Source organism: Selenobaculum gibii (assembly GCF_030273445.1).
Lineage (GTDB): Bacteria > Bacillota > Negativicutes > ICN-92133 > ICN-92133 > Selenobaculum > Selenobaculum gibii.
Genome location: NZ_CP120678.1, coordinates 1308378 through 1328763, shown reverse-complemented (window position 1 = coordinate 1328763; position 20386 = coordinate 1308378). Strand labels below are relative to the sequence as shown.

Genomic DNA, 20386 nt, shown 5'->3' with positions numbered 1-20386 from the left:
AAACTCATGAATTTTATTACAATTCCTTCAGAAATAGAGCGTCGTAGTATGGAAATTATTGCTCCATATTTAAAAGAGTATCATTTGTCCGAAGAAGAAATAAAGGTGTATTCCCGTATTATCCATGCTTCAGGTGATCCAGAATATGCGCCAATTATAAAAATTCATCAAGATGCAATTTCCAAGGCAAAAGCGGCGCTATTAAATGGAGCTGATATTTATACTGATGTTGAGATGGTAAGGACAGGAATAAACAAAAAGCGTTTAGCTGAATATGGTGGACAAGTTCATTGTCTGATCGCTGATCCAGAAGTAGCGAAAAAAGCAAAAGAAGAGGGAATTACTCGCTCTATGGCTGCTGTACGCTCTTTTGGAAAAGCTTTAAACGGCTCTATTGTAGCAATTGGTAATGCCCCGACGGCGTTATTTGAAATTTTACATTTAATGCAACAAGAAGAAATTTATCCGGCGCTTATTATCGGTGTGCCGGTTGGCTTTGTTGGTGCTGCTGAATCTAAAGAGCATTTAATGGAAACTTCACCTGTACCATATATCACCGTTCGTGGAAATAAAGGCGGCAGTCCGATTGCAGCTGCGATTACAAATGCAATTTTATATATGTTATAAAAAGGATAAAGAGGGAGTTCATGATGTCTGTTTGTAAAATTCCTCGTATTATTATTGCGGCAGCGCATAGTGGTTCTGGAAAAACTACAATTACAATGGGAATAATTGCTGCATTGAAAAAGCAAGGTTTTAAAGTGCAAGCATATAAAATCGGACCTGACTACATTGATCCAGGCTATCATAAAATTGCCAGTGGGAAAATTGTTCACAATCTTGATACTTGGCTTTTGTCTGAAACGGAATTAGAAGACTTTTTTATCAATTCCTCACAGAACTCAGATATTGCAATTGTTGAAGGTGTGATGGGGCTTTATGATGGCGGGAAAAATGGGATTAGCAGTACAGCAGAAATTGCAAAAAAACTCAAGGCGACTGTAGTTCTAGTTCTAGATGTTAAATCAATGGGCGATAGTGCAGCGGCAATTGCCTTAGGTTTTAAAAAATACGACCCCTCTGTCAATATTGGAGGCGTTATTTTAAATCGAGTAGGATCTCTATCGCATGAAGCGATTATTCGTCATGCAATGGAAAAAATTAAGATTCCTGTACTAGGCGCAATTTATCGTGATGCAGGATTAGTTATTCCTGAACGCCATTTAGGATTGGTACCAACAACAGAAAATGAGATTGGTAAAATAGTCGATAAAATTGCATCCTTTGTTCAAGACAGAATTGATTTACCGCAAATGATTGATTTAGCAAAACAAAGTCTTCCTTTAAGCACGTCTCATTCTGAACCAAAATTTTTAGAAGATTCCTATGAAGTTACCATTGGTGTAGCCTGTGATGAAGCATTTTCTTTTTACTATGAGGAGAGTTTGAAGGTTTTAGAGACTTTAGGAGCAAAGATTGTTTACTTTAGCCCTTTGCAAGATTCCCAAATCCCAGAGGTAGACGGCTTGATTTTTGGTGGAGGATTCCCTGAAATGTTTGCCCAGCAGCTGGCGAACAATCAAAAAATGAAACAAAGTATCCAAGCTGCAAGCAAGTCTGGGATACCTATTTACGCTGAATGCGGTGGCTTTATGTATTTAACGGCATCACTTTGTGATTTTTCCAATGAAATCCATCCGATGGTAAATATTATTCCTGCGCGGTGTAAATTAAATACAAAACTGCAAACGGTAGGTTACGTTGAAGCGAAAAGCTTAAATGATAATATCTTAGCGAACAAGGGGGACTTATTGCGTGGACATGAATTCCATTTTTCATCAACTGAGCCAATAGATGATAATTTTGCTTGGGCTTTTGAGATGAAAAAGGTGCGAACTGGAATCCAATATAAAGCTGGATACGCAAAAGATAATATTCTTGCTTCTTATTTACACTTGCATTTTATTGGCAATAGACAGTTTGCAAAAAAATTTGTCTTACAGTGTAAAGAGTTTGCAAGTAAATCCTAAGAGGTTGAGGAAAATAAAATGGCAGCAAAAATTATATTGGTAACTGGCGGTGCGAGAAGCGGGAAAAGTTTTTTTGCCGAAGAATATGCAAAAAAAATCGGTGAGAAAATTGCTTATATCGCTACGGCACAAATTTATGATGAAGAAATGAAACTGCGGGTAGAAGTGCATAAAAACCGGAGACCGCTAAATTGGCAGACGTATGAATCGCCATTTCATGCGGAAGTTAGTGTACAAAATGCTTCTGAAGCACATGATGTAATTTTATTCGATTGTGTTACTTTATATTTGAGTAATTTGTTATTATCGAGTGATACACGATTAAATTCTGCGGAAAAGTATAATGACATTGCTAAAGAATTTGAAAAAATCTTAGAAACTGCAAAAAAAAATAATACAGATATTATTTTAGTCACAAATGAAGTCGGGATGGGAATTGTTCCTGAGAATGCTCTAGCACGTGAATATCGAGATTTTGCCGGGAAAATTAATCAGTTGATTGCGGCCAGAGCAGATGAAGTTTATTGGGTGATTAGTGGTATTGCTGTTGACATAAAGAAACTAGCAGCAGAGCAGGGGGAAAACAATGGCTAACTATATTATGTTACAAGGAACGAGTTCTCATGTAGGCAAAAGCGTATTGACAACGGCTTTGTGTAGAATTTTTTTTCAAGATGGGAAAAAGGTTGTTCCATTCAAAGCGCAAAATATGGCATTAAATTCTTATGTTACGAAAGATGGCAAAGAAATGGGACGCGCCCAAGTTGCTCAGGCTGAGGCAGCTGGATTAGAGCCGCAAGTGGTAATGAATCCTGTATTATTAAAACCAACGGGAAATTCTAGATCTCAAGTGATTTTGATGGGAAATCCTATAGGCAATATGACGGCTAATGAATATCATAATGGCTATTCATTAAAAGCTTTAAGCACGGTAAAAGACTGCCTACAAAAACTTGATCGTGAGTATGATACAATCGTAATCGAAGGTGCAGGTAGCCCAGCAGAAATCAATTTAAAAGCAAATGATATCGTTAATATGCGCGTGGCAAAATTGTTAAATGCTCCTGTGTTATTAATTGCTGATATTGATCGTGGTGGCGCTTTAGCTTCTATTGTTGGAACTCTAGAATTATTAGACCCTGATGAGCGCGATTTGATAAAAGGAATTATTATTAATAAGTTTCGCGGTGATATTCGTTTGCTTCAGCCAGCTTTAGATTTTTTAAAAGAAAAAACAGGAAAACCTGTCGTTGGTGTATTGCCATATTTAGATAATCTAGGAATTGATGATGAAGACTCAGTATCGCTTAATGATAAAAATCTTCCTAAAGAAACTGCTGAACTTACCGTTGCAGTCATTAAGACACCGAAGATATCAAACTTTACGGACTTTGACAGTCTAGCGAATGAACCTGATGTTTTAGTTAAATACATTGGAAAAGGCGAGTCAATTGGCGAGCCAGATTTAATTATTCTTCCAGGCACTAAAAATACAATTGAAGATTTATCTTATTTATATGAAAATGGATATGCGCAAGAAATTAAGAATTCTTTAAAAAAATCTATTCCGGTGATTGGTATATGCGGTGGCTATCAAATGCTTGGTCAAGAAATTCTTGATCCACATCATATGGAATCGGAAATTGATTGCATTCAGGGGCTAGGACTCCTTACTACACGAACAATTTTTGCTAAAAGCAAATCGACTTATCAGGTAACTGCATCTTATATCGGAAAAGGCTTTTTAGGAATGACTGGGGTAAATGAAGTATTAAATGGTTATGAAATTCATATGGGTAAAACAGAATTTCTAGATACGACAAACCATGCTTTTTCTATTACGAATCAAATCAGCAATAAAGTTTATCAAGATGGATTAATCAGTGAAGATGGGTTAGTATTAGGAACTTATATACATGGAATCTTTGATAATGATCTATATCGTCGTTCATTATTAAATGCCTTGAGAAAACGTAAAAATCTTGAACCGCTACAACAAATAACAAATCAATATGCGCAAAAGCAGCAAAGCTATAACAGACTAGCAAATACAGTAAGAAACAATTTAAATATGGATTTAATTCATAAAATAATGGAGTAATAAAATGATAATCAATATAGCTGTTCTAGCATTTATATTTGATATTTTTATTGGAGATCCGCGTAGCAAGTTTCATCCAGTAGTCTTGATTGGTAATTTAATTTCTATTTTAGAAAAATTTTTATTAAATAGTTCTGATGGAAAAACGAAAAAACGCTTATCTGGAATGCTTTTGGTGATTTCCACATTAACAATCATAACAAGTATTACCTGGAGTTTCTTACATTATTTATCTAATTTAAATTTATGGATTTTTTATTTAGCCAATATCATTTTATTAAGCTTTACGATATCGCCACGCAGTTTAGCGCAAGCTGGAATTGAGATACGAAATTATTTATTACGTAATGACTTGGAGAACGCTCGAATAAAAGTTGGTTGGATTGTCGGCAGAGATACAAAAAATCTTGATCAAGCCAATATTACACGTGCAACAGTGGAAACAATAGCTGAAAATATTGTGGATGGAATTATTTCGCCACTATGTTATTATTTTATTGGCGGTGTAGTCTTTGCTGTCTTTTATCGTACAGTAAACACTTTAGATTCAATGATTGCTTATAAAAATGATAAATACATAGACTTTGGCATGTTCGCAGCTAAATTAGATGATTTATTTAATTATATTCCGGCGAGACTTACTGCGATAATGATTATCATTGTTGCATTTTGTTTACAGTTTGATTTTAAGCAAGCCTATCGTTCAATAGGTCAAGATGCGAAAAAACATCCTAGTCCCAATAGTGGCTATAGTGAGGCTGGGGTAGCAGGAGCATTAGGAGTTCAACTTGGTGGACTAAATTATTACTTTGGTACTCCTTCTTTTCGGGCGCATATGGGAGAAAAGAAAAACGAACTACTTCCAATGCATATTACCCACACGATTTACATTATGTATGGTGTAACGATATTATTTTTAGTTTGGGTAGCAGCAATAGGTTATTTTTGGCGAGGTTAAAAAATATGCGACATTTTATTACTGGATTACAGTTTTTAACTAGATTACGATTAATTGAAGAAAAAGAATGGTCAGCAAAAAATTTTAGTGGAAGTGTAAAATTTTTTCCTTTAGTAGGAGCTACACTTGGGATTTTATTTGCATTATATACTTATCTTATTTTAGAATATTTGCCTACTTTAGGAATTCACATTTCAGAAGTAATCTATGCAACAACAATGATTTTTTTATGGGTTTTTTTCACTGGCGCATTACACTGTGATGGTTTTATGGATACGATGGATGGAATTTTTTCTGGGCGAGACCGTGAAAAAATGCTGGTGATTATGAAGGATAGTCGTGTTGGTGCAAATGGGATTGTTGGCTTTGTACTATTGGTGTTATTTAAATGGTCATTATTCTTTGAAATCGCGCAAACAAATCAAATTGTCACGACTGTTTTTCTTATGCCAGTTATAGCAAGATTTATGATGGTTATAGGGATAACGACATTTCCTTATGCTCGACGTGAAGGATTAGGAAGATATTTTGCTGAATATGTTACAAAAAAAACTCTATGGATAGCATTTATATTTACTATATTTCTAGTATTGCCATTTGGAATCAAAGCCTATTTCAGTTTGGTGATTACAGGACTTTTTACGATCTTTTTTTGTCGATATGTTACTCGATTGTTAGGCGGATTAACAGGAGATGTCTATGGTGCGATAACTGAGCTTAGCGAAGTAATTGTACTTTTAGCTTTTTTAAAGTAGATTGGAGATGAGTATGAAGATATGTGTTTCAGCTCCCGGTTCTTGTGGAGAGTTAATTCAAGGGACCTTAGATGGGCAGAATTTTCTTGTCAGTTGTCCAATTAATATGTATTCTAACGTTATCGTTACAATGTCTCAGGTAAACAACAATAGTTTCTCTTTAGAACCGAAAGCTGAACTAGCCTTATATAATACTTTAAAATATTTAAAAGTTTCAGATTTCCACTATTCTTTATCATTATATTCACAATTGCCAAAAGGAAAGGGAATGGCTTCTAGTAGTGCTGATATTAGTGCTATTTGTCAAGCTGTAGCTATAGCAACTGGAAAAATTTTGACACCAAATGAAATTGCCAAAATCGCTGCGCAAATAGAACCAACGGATGGGATTTTCTATAAAGATCTTGTTTTATTTGATCATATAAATGGAATGAAATTAGCTACCTTGGGAAGTTGTCCACCCATTTCAATTTTAATTTTTGATTTAGGTGGTGAAATAAATACATTAGAATTTAATTCACGAAATGATTTAAGATTATTGAATCAATCTAAAGAATTTGAAATTAAGCAAGCCTTAAAAATGATAAAAAAAGGAATCCATGAAGGCAATTCCTCGCTTATTGGGCAAGGTGCTACGTTAAGTGCAAAAGCCAATCAGAAAATTTTATATAAGCCTTATTTACAAGAATTTATTGAAATTAATGCGAAATACGATGGGATTGGGGTGAACATCGCACATAGTGGTACTATTCTAGGTATGATGTTTGATCAAGTTCGTCAAGGGAAAATGAAAGCTTGTTTAGCTTTTATTAAGCAAGCTTTTCCAAGCGTTCATTTTATCAAACAAGTACAGATCATTTCAGGAGGAGTGGTAGTAAAATCATATGGACCAAGATAAATTTATTCATGGTGGAAATATACATAGTTTTTTGCGAAAAACTTCTGCTGAAGCAAAAGTTTTAGACTTTAGTGCCAATATTAATCCGCTTGGATTATCGTTCCAGGTTAAAAATACAATTCTAAATTCGATTGCAGAAATCATTCACTATCCTGATCCTGCATGTTATTCTTTAAAAAAGACTATTGCAGAGTTTTATCAGATCAATAAGAAAAAAATCATTATAGGTAATGGAGCTGTTGAATTATTATACATATTATGTCATGTGCTTCGACCGAAACAAGCCCTTATTCTTGCGCCCTCATTTTCGGAATATGAGCGAGCAGCTCGTGCAGCTCATTCGAAAATTAACTATTTTTATTTATCCGAACAAGATAATTTTTTATTTCCGACAGAAACACTAATAAAAAAATTGAAAAATATAGACCTATGTTTTATTGGTAATCCCAATAATCCAACTGGAAATTTACTCACAATAGAAGAAATTGAAAAAATCCTTATCGCTGCGAAAAAAGAAAATTGCTACATTGTTTTAGATGAATCTTTTATAGATTTTGTTAAAAATGATTCACTGTACACAGCTAGGTCACTGCTTGATAAATTTGAAAATTTAATTCTTCTACAGTCTTTAACCAAATTTTATGCAATTCCAGGCTTGCGTTTGGGCTTTGCTGCAATGTCAGAGCAACTGATAAAAAAGTTAGAATTAGCAAAAGATCCTTGGAATGTAAACGTTTTGGCACAAAAAGCTGGCATTGCAGGTTTAAAAGATATAGAGTATCAAATAAAAACAAAGCAATTCGTGCAAAAATCTAAAGATTCTTTTTTTCATCAATTAGCTAATATTTCGAATTTAAAAATTTATAATCCGTCGGTAAATTTTATTCTATTAAAAATTTTAAATGAAACCATGGAAGCACAGCATTTGAAAACTTTACTTATGAAAAAGAATATATTGATTAGAGATTGCAGCAATTATCCTGGACTAAATAATTTTTTTGTCCGTATAGCTGTAAAATCAGAGGCAGAAAATCAGATTTTATTAAGAGAAATAAAAACTATTTTTGAGGCTAGGAGGTAGCATGGCAAAAATATTTTTAGTTAGGCATGGACAAACACATTGGAATTTATCTTTTAGATATCAAGGCCATGCAGATATCGATTTAACTGAAAAAGGGCTTTTGCAAGCGGAAGCTCTATCTGTAGCACTAAAACAGCAAAAGATTGCTGCTGTTTATACAAGTGATTTAAAAAGAGCGATAAATACTGGTCAAATTATTGCAAAGCCTCACCACTTATCACCTCAAATTCTTCCTGCTTTTAAAGAAATTTCATTTGGATTATGGGAAGGAATGACGTATAATGAAATTAATAAAAAATGGCCAGGCTGTTTTCAAAAGTTTACGATGGATGCCGAAGCTATTTGTATTCCAGATGGTGAATCCTTTTTTGATGTTCAACAGAGAACAATGCCAGCTCTTAGAAATCTTATCAATAAACATAAGAATGAAGATATTGTTATTGTTTCTCACGGTGCAGCAATACGAACAATATTAGCAGGAGTTTTACATATGCCACTGAAATATGTTTGGAGTATTAAACAAGATAATACGGCTTTAAATATTATTGAGCACTATGAAGATCATGTAATTCTTACTTTAATGAACGATACACATCACCTTGAATAAAAATTTATTCAAGGTGATTACATTTTAATGTCATAACCGATGCGAAAAGCGGGGTATATATGTATACATATTCACTTAGACCAAATAAACCTTATATACTAAAAAAAATCATTCATACTACAGACCTTTCTAACAAGGAAAGGTTTGATTTAAGTGATTGTAAAATCCAAGAAGTTTTACTTGATATAGAGAAATCTGTTTGGAAGATAGAGATTATTGTAAATGGAAATATTCCTATACAGTTCTTTGAAGAGCTTGCTGTAAAATTACAACAACTTTATAAAATACGTAATGTTCAAATTAATGTTATTTACGCAGATATCGAATTGTTTTTTGAAAATAATTGGGGAATATTTATTGAACATATTGCTGAAGGAAATTCAACAATCAAACATTTACTATTAAATAGTAAGCGAAATTTTGATGGTAGAAAGCTAACATTAAACTTTTATGGTGATTTAGCAGAAGAAATTTTAACTGCTCATTTAGTTATTCACCGAATGCGCAGTTATATAAAAGTAAAATTTAATACGGAAATAGAAATTGATTGCATTACAGAACGAGAAAATTGCGAGCCACATAAAGATTCTATTGATGATATTATGACCCCAGAATATATAGAAGCGTTAAATAACGATACTACAAAAGAATTGACAGCAAAAACTACAAATACAGATAAAGTCGTTATTTTTGGTAAACCAATTCGTGAAAATGAGCAAATAATTTCTGATATTCAAGATGAAGGTAGGAATATTGTTATTGCTGGGAAAATAGTAAATCTTGAAGTAAAAGAATTACGTACAGGACGGCAGCTATTATTATTCGATATTGCAGATGCTACTAGTGGGATTAGCTGTAAAAGAATATTTGATAATAAGGAAACTTTAGAGCCAATTTTAAAAGATATAAAATCTGGACTTTATGTAAAAATCAAAGGCAGTGTTCAGCATGATAAATATGCAAATGACTATATCATGTTTGTTGATAGCATGCAAAGATTTTCTACAAATACTCGCAGTGACACTTCTGAAATAAAAAGAGTTGAGCTCCATGCACATACTCATATGAGTAATATGGATGCGGTTGTCTCCATTAAAAATCTAATTAATACCGCTGCTAAATGGGGTCATCCCGCGATTGCAATTACTGATCATGGGGTAGTACAAGCTTTTCCAGAGGCCTGTGATGTTGCAGAAAAAGCTGGAATCAAAGTGATTTATGGAATGGAAGGATATCTATTTGAACAAGATATCAATAAATCTAATCATATTGTTATCTTAGCTAAAAATCCTATTGGATTAAAAAATTTATATAAAATAGTTTCTTTATCTCATTTAAAATTCTTCCATAGACGTCCTAAAGTCTCTAGAAAAATACTAGAAGAATATAGAGAAGGGCTTTTGTTTGGTTCAGCATGTGAAGCTGGAGAATTAATTCAAGCTATTATTAATGGCGAGAGTGATGATAAATTATTAGAAATCGCTAGATTTTATGATTATTTAGAAATTCAGCCAATCGGCAATAATGAATTTTTAATTAGAAATGGAAAAATTCAAGATGAAGATGGGCTAAGAAAAATTAATTTAAAAGTAGCAGAAATCGCCGAAAAATTGAAATTACCATTAGTAGCGACTTGCGATGTACACTTTTTAAATCCTGAAGATGAGATTTATCGGAGAATTTTAATGACCGGTAAAGGATTTTCAGATGCCGACCATCAGCCGCCATTATATCTGCGAACTACAGAAGAAATGTTGGAAGAATTTTCTTATTTAGGAAAAGAAAAAGCTGTTGATGCAGTTATAAATAATACCCGCTTAATTGCTGATAAAATTGAAAACTTTAAACCTATTCCTGATGAGTTGTATTCACCACAAATTCCGGGAGCCGAAGAGCAAATAAAATCTATGGCTTATACTAAGGCAAAGACTTTGTATGGGGATGATTTGCCTAAAATAGTAAAAGACCGTTTAGAAAGCGAATTGAATTCAATTATCGGACATGGGTTTGCCGTTTTATACCTTATTGCGCATAAGTTGGTTAAAAAATCCTTAGATGACGGATACCTAGTAGGATCTCGAGGATCTGTAGGATCTTCTTTTGTTGCTACGATGACAGATATTACAGAAGTAAATCCATTGCCACCCCATTGGTTATGCCCTAAATGTAAATATAGTGAATTTATTACCGATGGAAGTTATGGTGGCGGATTTGACCTTCCAGATAAAAACTGTCCAAAGTGCAATGAAAAATTAATCAAAAACGGACATGATATTCCATTTGCTGTATTTATGGGATTTCATGGGGATAAAGTTCCTGATATTGATTTAAACTTTTCAGGCGACTATCAGCCAGTTGCTCATAAATACACAGAAGAATTATTCGGAAAAGATAATGTTTTTCGTGCTGGAACAATCGCCACAATTGCGGATAAAACAGCCTATGGATATATTAGTAAATATTTTTCTGATGCTGAAGGAAGACTTACTGTACGGAAAGCATATGCAAATAGTTTAGTCGATGGATGTACGGGAGTGAAAAGGACAACTGGGCAACATCCTGGGGGAATTATGGTTGTACCACGTGATATGGATGTACATCATTTTACACCAATACAACATCCGGCAGATGATAAAAATTCAACAACAATTACAACTCATTTTGATTATCATTCAATTAGTAGTCGTCTAGTTAAGCTTGATATATTAGGACATGATGATCCTACTGTAATCAAAATGTTAGAAGATTTAACTGGACGGGATCCTCTAACAATTCCTTTAGATGATCCAGAAACAATGAGCTTATTTTCTTCAACAAAAGCATTAAATGTAACTCCAGAAGAATTAGGAAGTGTAACAGGAACTTATGGAATACCTGAGTTTGGAACTAAATTTGTTCGTCAGATGCTCGATGATACAAAACCAAAAACCTTTAGTGAACTCGTTCGAATAAGTGGATTTTCACATGGTACGGATGTATGGCTGAACAACGCGCAGGATCTAATTAAAAATGGCATTGCTAAAGTTTCTGAAGCAATATCTGCACGTGATGATATCATGATGTATTTAATTCATAAAGGTGTTGATCCATCTTTATCTTTCAAAACTATGGAATCTGTACGTAAGGGAAAAGGAATTAAAGCTGAAGATGTGGAAAAATTGCGAACTCATAACATTCCAGAATGGTATATTGAGTCTTGTCAAAAAATAAAATATATGTTTCCAAAAGCACATGCTGTAGCATATGTAATGATGGCCTATCGAATTGCATATTGTAAAGTTCATTATCCTTTAGCATTCTATGCAGCTTATTTTTCTGTTAGAGCTACTGAATTTGATGCTGATATTATTTCAAAAGGCAAAATTTTCATTAAAGATAAGCTAAAAGAATTCGAAGAAATGGGAAATAATTTATCTGTAAAGGAAAAAGGATTACAAACAGTTTTAGAGATGGCTTTAGAAATGTATTTACGTGGATATAGTTTAGAAAAAGTAGATATTCGTGATTCAGCTCCTGAAAAGTTTATTATCTTAAAAAACTCTTTATTACCACCATTAGCATCGTTAGAAGGAGTAGGAGTTTCAGCCGCTAACAATATTGTGGCTGCTAGGGAAGAAAAAGAATTTACTTCTATTGAGGATTTAAAAAATCGTGCTAAAATTTCAAAAACGGCAATAGATATTTTAAAGGCACATGGTTGTCTGGATCATTTACCAGAAACCGATCAAATTATCTTATTTGGATAAATTTTATCTATGGGTTGTAAATGATAACTATTAATGATATAATATTTGCATTGAGAATTATTGATGTTTTAAAGAGTGGGCGTAACAGCCCACTCTTTACTCTTATACTCTGTATTTTATTTTGTGGAATTTTATGTATAAGATATTTAGCATTAGGGAAAATAAATATAGTTTGGGAGGTGATTATGTGGCAAATCACATAGAAAATTTAGTTGAAAAATTAGTTGCTGAGTTATTAGCAGACACAGAGATAGAATTAGTTGACGTTGAATACGTAAAAGAACGTGATTGGTATTTGAGAGTATTTATCGATAAAATTGGGGGCATTGAAATTGAAGATTGCCAATCCCTTAGTGAACAATTGGAATCTAAACTAGATGAATTAGATCCAATTTCTGAAAGTTATTATCTAGAAGTTTCTTCTCCTGGAATTGATCGAGTATTAAAGAAAGATAGAGACTTAGAACGTCATAAAGGTGATATGATTGAAATCAGTACTTTTGCACCGATTGATGGTAGTAAATCTATCGTAGGGAAACTAACTAGTTTTACAAATATTGATCTAATAATTAATGATAGCAAAGTAATTCCAAGAGATAAAATTGCAAAAATCAAGCTATATGTTGAATTTTAATATATACAATTGAATAAGGGGGATTTAAATGAACGCAGAGTTCATGCAAGCATTTGAACAATTAGGAAAAGAAAAGGGGATTGCATCAGAAGTATTATTTGATGCAATAGAAGCAGCCTTAATTTCTGCTTATAAACGAAACTTTGGGTTAGCACAAAATGTTCGCGTTTCTCTAGATAGAATTACTGGTGAAATTCATGTTTTTGCTCGAAAGAATATTGCAGAAGTAATAGAAGATGAACGTTTGGAAATTCAGTTATCTGAAGCAAAGAAAATTGATAGCAATTACGAAGTAGGGGATGTAATTGAAATTGAGGTTACACCAAAAAACTTTGGACGTATTGCAGCCCAGACAGCTAAACAAGTTGTTGTGCAAAGAATTCGAGAAGCTGAACGTGGAATCATTTATGAAGAGTTTTCAAATAGAGAAAGTGATATTTTAACTGGCATCGTACAGCGAATTGAACAAAAAAATGTCTTTATTGATTTAGGTAAAGCGGAAGCAATTTTAGCACCGTCTGAGCAAATACCTTTTGAGCAATATAAACATGGAGATAGAGTAAAAAGTTACATAATTGAAGTAAAGAAAACAACTAAAGGGCCGCAAATTTTAGTGTCAAGAACACATCCAGGCCTATTAAAGCGTCTTTTTGAGTTAGAGGTTCCTGAAATTCATGATGGAATTGTAGAAATTAAATCCGTAGCACGTGAGCCAGGTATGCGTTCTAAAATTGCTGTATATTCACGTGATGAAGATATTGATCCAGTGGGCTCTTGCGTAGGACATAAAGGTATGCGGGTTCAAACAATCGTTGATGAACTAAAAGGTGAAAAAATTGATATTGTAAAATGGAATGCTGATCCAGTAAAATATATTGCTAATTCACTAAGTCCGGCAAAAGTATTATCCGTTGAAGTCAACGAAATTGAAAAGGTTTCTAAAGTTATTGTTCCAGATTATCAATTGTCCTTAGCGATCGGAAAAGAAGGGCAGAATGCAAGATTGGCAGCAAAATTAACAGGATGGAAAATTGATATAAAAAGCGAATCACAGGCCGCACAAGAAATGGATGAAATAACATCGGAGGTTTAACTATGAATAAAAAAATTCCTCAACGCATGTGTGTAGGATGCCAAACTATGCACAATAAACGAGAACTTTTAAGAATAGTAAAAACCCCGGAAAATAAATTTTTGATTGATACATCTGGTAAAAAAGCAGGACGTGGGGCCTATATCTGTAATGATAAAGAATGTTTTAGTAAAGCTTATAAAGAAAAGCGTTTAGAAAAATCATTTAAAATGCAAATTAGTCAGGACATTTATGATGATTTGCAATCAAGGATTTTTTCTAATGAATGATACTAAGTTGAAAAAAATTTCCAATTTATTAGGATTAGCACAAAGATCTGGAAATCTAACGTCGGGTGAATTTTCTATTGCAAAACTAGTAAAAAGCGGAAAAATAAAACTACTTATCGTTGCAAACGATGTTTCAGATGAAACTAATAAACAATATTATAATATGGCACAATATTATAATATAATGTTAATAAAACTTTTTACAAAAGATGAGTTAGGTAATATGATTGGTAAAGGATATCGTGCGGCGGTAGCAGTGAATGATCATGGATTTGCAAAGGCAATAATTAATTTATATAAGAGTGAGTAATTGGGGGTGGATCAATGTCCAAATATAGAATATATGAATTGGCAAAAGAATTTAATACTTCAAGTAAAATTATATTGGATATTTTAACGAAAAATGAAATTACAGTAGCAAAAAACCACATGAGTACGGTAGGAGATCCAGAAAAATTAATTTTAAAAAATCATTTTTCTGTAAAAAAATCCAATAATATCGTTCAACCTAACTCAGCTGTAAAAAAAGATGTAAAAGCTACGGAGCCCAATCATAGTGATAAGCAAAATAGTCATTTAGACCATAAAAAAAATGAAAAGTCACCAAATTTTAATAGTAAGGGTAATAATAATACATTGAATAATAAACAAAGTTCTACTAACAATCGTAATAAAAAGAAAAATTTTAATAAATCCAATCAAAACGATAAAAATAAAAAAAATCATAATAATCAAGTAAAACCAAATACAATCGAAATGGCAAAACCAAAAATAATTCAATTAGGTGGATCTATTACTGTTAAAGATTTTTCTATAAAAACAGGTAGAGATGTCAGCGAAATTATTAAAAAATTAATGATGCTAGGTATTATGGCAACAATTAATCAAGAAATTGATTTAGATACAGCTACCCTTTTAGCTGCTGACTTTGATATTACTGTAGAAGAATTGCCACCAGAAGCAGATCCAACAGAGATTCCGGAAATTGTTGATGATCCGAAAACTCTAGTATTACGTTCACCAGTTGTAACAGTAATGGGGCATGTCGACCATGGGAAGACTTCTTTATTAGACGTAATTCGTAAAACACATGTTACATCTAGAGAAGCTGGTGGAATTACACAACATATTGGTGCTTACCAAGTTGTTTGCCAAAATAAAAAAATTGTATTTTTAGATACTCCAGGACATGAAGCTTTTACAGCAATGCGTGCACGCGGAGCACAAGTAACGGATATTGCGATTTTAGTAGTTGCTGCAGATGATGGTGTTATGCCTCAAACAATTGAAGCTATTAATCATGCAAAATCTGCTAACGTACCAATTATTGTTGCTATTAATAAAATTGATCGACCAGGGGCAAATCCAGATCATGTAAAACAGCAATTAGCTGAGCATGCACTCATTCCTGAAGAATGGGGTGGTGATACAATCATGGTACCAGTATCGGCAAAACAAAAAATTGGTATAACAGAATTGTTAGAAATGGTACTTTTAGTTGCTGAAGTTCAAGAATTAAAAGCAAATCCTAATCGTGCTGCGCAAGGTATTATTATTGAAGCACAATTAGATAAAGGGCGTGGCCCAGTTGCTACGGTTCTTGTACAAGCTGGAACACTTAGTATTGGAGATTCCATTATTGCAGGAACTGCTGTCGGTAAAGTTAGAGCAATGGTTAATGATCGGGGCGAAAAAGTAAGAAAGGCTGGACCTTCTACACCGGTTGAGGTCTTAGGATTGGCTGATGTTCCAGAAGCTGGTGATATTTTAGTTTCTGTTGATGAAAAATTAGCTAGATCAATTGCTGAAAAGCGAATTGCAAAAAAACGTAGTGATGAACTAGCTCATTCTCAAAAAGTATCCTTAGATGATTTATTCCAACAAATTCAAGAAGGAAATATTAAAGATTTAAATATTTTAATTAAAGCAGATGTTCAAGGCTCTGTGGAAGCATTGCGTCAATCTTTATTAAATTTAAATAATAATAAAGAAGTAAGAGTAAATGTAATTCACGCTGGTGTTGGAGCTGTAAATGAATCTGACGTTATGTTATCATCTGCTGCGAATGCATTAATTATTGCATTTAATGTTCGTCCTGATGCGAATGCAAAAAAAATTGCAGATACAGAAAATATTGATATTCGAACTTATCGTGTAATTTATGAAGCAATTAACGATGTAGAAGCTGCAATGACGGGAATGCTTGCTCCACAATATAAAGAAGTTATTCAGGGAAAAGTTGAAATTCGTCAAGTAATGAATTTTTCTAAAGCATTAGTTGCTGGCTCTTATGTATTAGAAGGAAAGGTTACGAACTCCTCCAGTATCCGAATTATTCGTGATGGTATTGTAGTCCATGAAGGTATCATAGAATCTTTACGTCGTTTTAAAGACGATGTTAAAGAAGTTGCTGCTGGCTATGAATGTGGTATCACAATTGATAAGTTTAGGGATATTAAAGAAGGCGATATCATTGAAGCATATACAATGGAGCAAATCAAACCAAATAGTATAAATAATTAGAGTATGGAATGGGGGCATAATATGGGACAGCTCCGTATAGAAAAAGTCCAAGAGTTAATTAAACAAGAAGTTAGTAAAATAATTTTACAGGAATTAAAAGATCCAAGAATTGGATTTGTAACTGTCACCCAGGTTGATGTTTCAGGTGATTTAAAATATGCTAAAATTTATGTTAGCTTACTAGGAAGTCAAGAAGAAGTGAAAAATACTTGGGCAGCATTACAAAGTTCGTTAGGTTATTTAAGAAGAGAAATTGGGCACAGAATCAAATTAAGATGTACGCCAGAACTATCTTTTCAGATAGATAAGTCTTTAGATCATAGTGTACATATTCAAGAATTACTTGATAAAATTAAAAAGAATGAGGCCAATTAATCCTATGGACATTACTTTATCTCAAGCTGCAGAAATTATAAAAAGCAGTGATAATATTATTATCACTGCTCATATTAATCCAGATGGTGATGCAATCGGTTCACTACTTGCTTTAGCCATATATATAAAAGACTGTGGAAAAAATGTCACTTGCATTTTAGATGATGATATTCCTGAAAAATTTAATTTTATGCCAAATATCTCTTTAATTCAGAAACCATCTAATATAATTAAATCTGATTTACTAATTGTATTAGATTCAAGTGATATAGAGCGAATTGGCAAGGTTGCTCAAATGGTACAGGCTCCAATTTTAAATATTGATCATCATATTTCTAATATTAAATTTGCAGATTATTTATATTTAGATGCAGACGCAGCCGCGACAGGCGAAATTATCTTCGAGCTTTTAGAATCACAAAAATGTAAATTTAACAAAGACATTGCAACTTGTTTATATACTGCAATTGCGACAGATTGCGGGTTTTTCCGATATGCAAATACCTCCGCTTCGACAATGAGGATTGCGGCAAAACTCATTGAAGCGGGCGTATCACCAAATATGATTTCCGAAAAAATTGAGAAAAAAAGTTTAGAAAATATGCGTGCATTAATTAAAGCATTAGAAAGTTTGGAATTTTTCCTTGATAATAAAGTCGGAGTATTATCAATTACAGAGGATATTTTAAATATTTGCGATAATACAGAAGGCTTCATTGATTTTCCACGAGTCATTGATGGGGTTGAAATTGCAATTTTATTTAAATGTGTACAAGATAATTTATGCAGGGTAAGTATGCGATCTAAATCAGTTGATGTAAGCTCAATTGCTAAAATTTTCAATGGTGGTGGACACAAACGAGCGGCTGGATGCAGTATACTACTTCCTATTAATGAAGCAAAAAAATTACTAATTGATACAATTGCTAAGCAGATGAAGAATGGAGCAACAGATGTGTAGTGATGGATTAGTTAATGTTTTAAAGCCACCAGGAATGAGCTCACACGATGTTGTTTCTTTTATTCGTCGCGTATATCAGACAAAAAAAGTAGGACATGCAGGAACTTTAGACCCTGCAGCTTGTGGCGTATTACCTATTGCAATTGGAAAAGCAACTAGATTAATTGAATACATGTCTGAGGCTGATAAAAGTTATCGTGCTGAGTTAACATTTGGTTTTGAAACAGATTCAGGCGATGACACAGGAATAATTGTAAAAAAGGTTGATAAATATATATTACCTTCATTTGAAGTCATTTCAGATACTTTAAACTCTTTTGTTGGTGATATTATACAGACACCACCTATGCATTCTGCAATTAAAATTAATGGTAATAAATTATGTGATTTAGTTCGTAAAGGTATAAAAGTTGAAGTTCCTAGTCGTAAAGTAGAAATAAAAAAAATTTTACCTATACAATATAGGAATAATAAATTATTATTTGATGTAAGTTGTTCTAAAGGTACATATATTAGGAGTTTATGTATGGATATTGGACACAAATTAATGATTCCAGCTACTATGTCTTTTCTAACAAGAACAAGAGTTGGAGACTTTTCATTAAATGATTCATATACACTTAACGAAATTGCTGAACAAAAAAAATCAATACTGCTAGATGTAGACTACAGTGTAAAACATTTACCTAGTATTAATTTATCCCTCAAGCAAATTTTAGATTTTCAAGAAGGCCGTTCAGTTAAAATAGATTTAATAAATAAAGCACAACTATTTCGAGTTTATAATATGGATAAGTCTTTTATTGGGATTGCTAGATATGACAATTTATCTGGAACACTTACTGCAAAAAAAGTGTTAGTTAGAAAATCTCTCTAATCAAACTCGATAGTGGTCTACTATTAGAGGTTGATTTTCTTGTTTACTATAGTATATTAAAAGTAATTAAGGTAAACACGTTTATAAGGGAGGCAAATAATTTATGCAAATATATACCGAATTAACTAATTTAAAGCATAAGTATAAAAATATTGTAGTTGCGCTGGGAACATTTGATGGAATTCACATTGGACATCAAAAAATTATTAATAAAGCAGTAGACTTAGCAAAATCGATCAAGGGAATCAGCGTAGTAGTTACCTTTAGTAATCATCCATTAGAAGTTATTAATTTAAATCTTTGCCCGCCTCAAATTAATTCAAATTTTGAAAAAGAAAAGATTTTAAAGAATATAGGATTAGACATTCTTTTTAATATTCCCTTTACAAAATCATTGCTTTCATTACCACCAGAAGATTTTTTATCACTTTTGTGCGAGCATTTGGATCCTAAATATTTAGTTGCTGGACCGAACTATTCTTTTGGATATAAAGGCAAAGGCACACCACAGCTATTAAAAAAGCTAGGTGCTAAGTTTGGATTCAATGCCTATATTCATCCCGAAGTTTATTACGATAACATAATGGTCAGTAGCACACGAATTAGAAATTTGCTTATAGAGGGGAACATAACTTTAGCTAATAAATTATTAGGTAGACCTTTTTCATTTTATGGGACAGTTTGTCAAGGCGATCAAAGAGGTCGTTTATTGGGGTTTCCCACTGCTAATATATTGGACTCTACAGAAAAAATTTTACCTGCCGCAGGTGTATATGTAACTAAAACAACTGTCAATAATACTACCTATTTTTCTATAACAAATATTGGAGTCAATCCTACTTTTAATGGCAATAGCAAACATCTAGAAACTCATTTGTTTGATTTTAATGGTAATTTGTACAAAAAAACGATTAATATAGAATTCTTTAAAAGAATTAGAAATGAAAAGCGTTTTGCAAATATAGATTGTTTAAAAAAGCAAATAAATGATGATATTTTGTTTGCTAAAAATTTTTGGGTTTGACTTTGCAAGCGTTTTATGATATTGTATCTAAGGTATTAATTTATGTCATGACCATGGCGAGGAAGATTGATTCTCCAACTTATTCTTGGCTATAGGTTTTATTTAAACTAGGAGGGTATTTTAATGTTAACTCAAGAAGCAAAACAACAATTAATCGAACAATATCGCGTACATGAAGGTGATACAGGATCACCAGAAGTACAAATTGCAATTTTAACTGCAAGAATTCTTTACTTAACAGACCATTTAAAAGAGCATAAAAAAGATCATCATTCACGTCGTGGTCTATTGAAAATGGTTGGTCATCGTAGAAGATTATTAAATTATCTACGTACAAATGACATTGAGCGTTATCGTACGATTATTGCAAAATTAAATTTACGTAAATAATTTAAAGCGGGAAAATTCCCGCTTTTTTATTTGTTTATGGTTATTTTTATATAAAAAAGGAAAT

20 protein-coding genes are annotated in these 20386 nt (G+C 32.8%); all 20 read left to right on the top strand.

Annotated elements, in window-relative coordinates; all coding sequences use genetic code 11:
- Positions 1–6: 6 nt before the first annotated feature.
- The 20 genes from P3F81_RS06330 to rpsO all read left to right on the top strand — a co-directional run bounded on the left by P3F81_RS06330 (position 7) and on the right by rpsO (position 20322).
- Positions 7–627, top strand: a complete 621-nt coding sequence (locus P3F81_RS06330) for a precorrin-8X methylmutase (RefSeq protein WP_147668731.1) — start codon at positions 7–9, stop codon at positions 625–627.
- A gap of 23 nt (positions 628–650) precedes the next feature.
- Complete coding sequence (locus tag P3F81_RS06325; RefSeq protein ID WP_147668729.1) at positions 651–2030, top strand: cobyrinic acid a,c-diamide synthase CobB; 1380 nt, start codon at positions 651–653, stop codon at positions 2028–2030.
- A gap of 18 nt (positions 2031–2048) precedes the next feature.
- On the top strand, positions 2049–2624 hold the full coding sequence (gene cobU / locus P3F81_RS06320; protein ID WP_147668726.1) for a bifunctional adenosylcobinamide kinase/adenosylcobinamide-phosphate guanylyltransferase: 576 nt from the start codon (positions 2049–2051) through the stop codon (positions 2622–2624).
- Positions 2617–4131, top strand: coding sequence for a cobyric acid synthase (locus P3F81_RS06315; protein WP_147668724.1), 1515 nt, complete (start codon positions 2617–2619; stop codon positions 4129–4131). Before cobU ends, P3F81_RS06315 begins: the two co-directional genes overlap by 8 nt.
- 4 nt (positions 4132–4135) lie before the next feature.
- Entirely contained in the window at positions 4136–5089 is a 954-nt protein-coding gene (gene cbiB / locus P3F81_RS06310; RefSeq protein WP_147668722.1) for an adenosylcobinamide-phosphate synthase CbiB, read from the top strand.
- Positions 5090–5094: 5 nt separating this feature from the next.
- Entirely contained in the window at positions 5095–5844 is a 750-nt protein-coding gene (gene cobS, locus P3F81_RS06305; protein ID WP_147668720.1) for an adenosylcobinamide-GDP ribazoletransferase, read from the top strand.
- Positions 5845–5857: 13 nt separating this feature from the next.
- Positions 5858–6742 (top strand): GHMP family kinase ATP-binding protein, encoded by an 885-nt coding sequence (locus tag P3F81_RS06300; protein WP_147668718.1) that lies wholly within the window; start codon positions 5858–5860, stop codon positions 6740–6742.
- Positions 6729–7823, top strand: a complete 1095-nt coding sequence (gene cobD / locus P3F81_RS06295; protein WP_147668716.1) for a threonine-phosphate decarboxylase CobD — start codon at positions 6729–6731, stop codon at positions 7821–7823. The genes P3F81_RS06300 and cobD overlap by 14 nt, the downstream gene beginning before the upstream one ends.
- Position 7824: 1 nt before the next feature.
- Entirely contained in the window at positions 7825–8430 is a 606-nt protein-coding gene (gene cobC / locus P3F81_RS06290) for an alpha-ribazole phosphatase (RefSeq protein ID WP_147668714.1), read from the top strand.
- 59 nt (positions 8431–8489) lie between these two features.
- Entirely contained in the window at positions 8490–12176 is a 3687-nt protein-coding gene (locus P3F81_RS06285; RefSeq protein WP_147668712.1) for a PolC-type DNA polymerase III, read from the top strand.
- A gap of 187 nt (positions 12177–12363) precedes the next feature.
- Positions 12364–12810 (top strand): ribosome maturation factor RimP, encoded by a 447-nt coding sequence (rimP, locus tag P3F81_RS06280; RefSeq protein ID WP_309320766.1) that lies wholly within the window; start codon positions 12364–12366, stop codon positions 12808–12810.
- 28 nt (positions 12811–12838) lie between these two features.
- Positions 12839–13903 (top strand): transcription termination factor NusA, encoded by a 1065-nt coding sequence (gene nusA / locus P3F81_RS06275; protein WP_147668707.1) that lies wholly within the window; start codon positions 12839–12841, stop codon positions 13901–13903.
- 2 nt (positions 13904–13905) lie between these two features.
- A complete protein-coding gene (gene rnpM, locus P3F81_RS06270; protein ID WP_147668705.1) occupies positions 13906–14172 on the top strand; it encodes an RNase P modulator RnpM in 267 nt (88 codons plus the stop codon).
- Positions 14165–14482, top strand: coding sequence for a L7Ae/L30e/S12e/Gadd45 family ribosomal protein (locus P3F81_RS06265; RefSeq protein ID WP_147668703.1), 318 nt, complete (start codon positions 14165–14167; stop codon positions 14480–14482). Before rnpM ends, P3F81_RS06265 begins: the two co-directional genes overlap by 8 nt.
- A gap of 14 nt (positions 14483–14496) precedes the next feature.
- The gene (gene infB / locus P3F81_RS06260) at positions 14497–16695 is read left to right on the top strand and encodes a translation initiation factor IF-2 (RefSeq protein ID WP_147668701.1); all 2199 of its coding nucleotides are present in this window, start codon (positions 14497–14499) and stop codon (positions 16693–16695) included.
- A gap of 21 nt (positions 16696–16716) precedes the next feature.
- Positions 16717–17070, top strand: coding sequence for a 30S ribosome-binding factor RbfA (gene rbfA / locus P3F81_RS06255; protein ID WP_147668699.1), 354 nt, complete (start codon positions 16717–16719; stop codon positions 17068–17070).
- A 4-nt stretch (positions 17071–17074) separates the two neighbouring features.
- Complete coding sequence (locus P3F81_RS06250; RefSeq protein ID WP_147668697.1) at positions 17075–18031, top strand: DHH family phosphoesterase; 957 nt, start codon at positions 17075–17077, stop codon at positions 18029–18031.
- Complete coding sequence (gene truB / locus P3F81_RS06245; RefSeq protein WP_309320764.1) at positions 18012–18908, top strand: tRNA pseudouridine(55) synthase TruB; 897 nt, start codon at positions 18012–18014, stop codon at positions 18906–18908. Before P3F81_RS06250 ends, truB begins: the two co-directional genes overlap by 20 nt.
- A gap of 103 nt (positions 18909–19011) precedes the next feature.
- The gene (locus tag P3F81_RS06240) at positions 19012–19932 is read left to right on the top strand and encodes a bifunctional riboflavin kinase/FAD synthetase (RefSeq protein ID WP_147668695.1); all 921 of its coding nucleotides are present in this window, start codon (positions 19012–19014) and stop codon (positions 19930–19932) included.
- A 123-nt stretch (positions 19933–20055) separates the two neighbouring features.
- The gene (gene rpsO, locus P3F81_RS06235; RefSeq protein ID WP_147668692.1) at positions 20056–20322 is read left to right on the top strand and encodes a 30S ribosomal protein S15; all 267 of its coding nucleotides are present in this window, start codon (positions 20056–20058) and stop codon (positions 20320–20322) included.
- Positions 20323–20386 lie beyond the last annotated feature (64 nt).

Coding starts and splice junctions, on each gene's coding strand:
- P3F81_RS06330 (WP_147668731.1), top strand. CDS start 7: ATGAATTTTATTACAATTCCTTCAGAAATAGAGCGTCGTAGTATGGAA.
- P3F81_RS06325 (WP_147668729.1), top strand. CDS start 651: ATGTCTGTTTGTAAAATTCCTCGTATTATTATTGCGGCAGCGCATAGT.
- cobU (WP_147668726.1), top strand. CDS start 2,049: ATGGCAGCAAAAATTATATTGGTAACTGGCGGTGCGAGAAGCGGGAAA.
- P3F81_RS06315 (WP_147668724.1), top strand. CDS start 2,617: ATGGCTAACTATATTATGTTACAAGGAACGAGTTCTCATGTAGGCAAA.
- cbiB (WP_147668722.1), top strand. CDS start 4,136: ATGATAATCAATATAGCTGTTCTAGCATTTATATTTGATATTTTTATT.
- cobS (WP_147668720.1), top strand. CDS start 5,095: ATGCGACATTTTATTACTGGATTACAGTTTTTAACTAGATTACGATTA.
- P3F81_RS06300 (WP_147668718.1), top strand. CDS start 5,858: ATGAAGATATGTGTTTCAGCTCCCGGTTCTTGTGGAGAGTTAATTCAA.
- cobD (WP_147668716.1), top strand. CDS start 6,729: ATGGACCAAGATAAATTTATTCATGGTGGAAATATACATAGTTTTTTG.
- cobC (WP_147668714.1), top strand. CDS start 7,825: ATGGCAAAAATATTTTTAGTTAGGCATGGACAAACACATTGGAATTTA.
- P3F81_RS06285 (WP_147668712.1), top strand. CDS start 8,490: ATGTATACATATTCACTTAGACCAAATAAACCTTATATACTAAAAAAA.
- nusA (WP_147668707.1), top strand. CDS start 12,839: ATGAACGCAGAGTTCATGCAAGCATTTGAACAATTAGGAAAAGAAAAG.
- rnpM (WP_147668705.1), top strand. CDS start 13,906: ATGAATAAAAAAATTCCTCAACGCATGTGTGTAGGATGCCAAACTATG.
- P3F81_RS06265 (WP_147668703.1), top strand. CDS start 14,165: ATGAATGATACTAAGTTGAAAAAAATTTCCAATTTATTAGGATTAGCA.
- infB (WP_147668701.1), top strand. CDS start 14,497: ATGTCCAAATATAGAATATATGAATTGGCAAAAGAATTTAATACTTCA.
- rbfA (WP_147668699.1), top strand. CDS start 16,717: ATGGGACAGCTCCGTATAGAAAAAGTCCAAGAGTTAATTAAACAAGAA.
- P3F81_RS06250 (WP_147668697.1), top strand. CDS start 17,075: ATGGACATTACTTTATCTCAAGCTGCAGAAATTATAAAAAGCAGTGAT.
- truB (WP_309320764.1), top strand. CDS start 18,012: ATGGAGCAACAGATGTGTAGTGATGGATTAGTTAATGTTTTAAAGCCA.
- P3F81_RS06240 (WP_147668695.1), top strand. CDS start 19,012: ATGCAAATATATACCGAATTAACTAATTTAAAGCATAAGTATAAAAAT.
- rpsO (WP_147668692.1), top strand. CDS start 20,056: ATGTTAACTCAAGAAGCAAAACAACAATTAATCGAACAATATCGCGTA.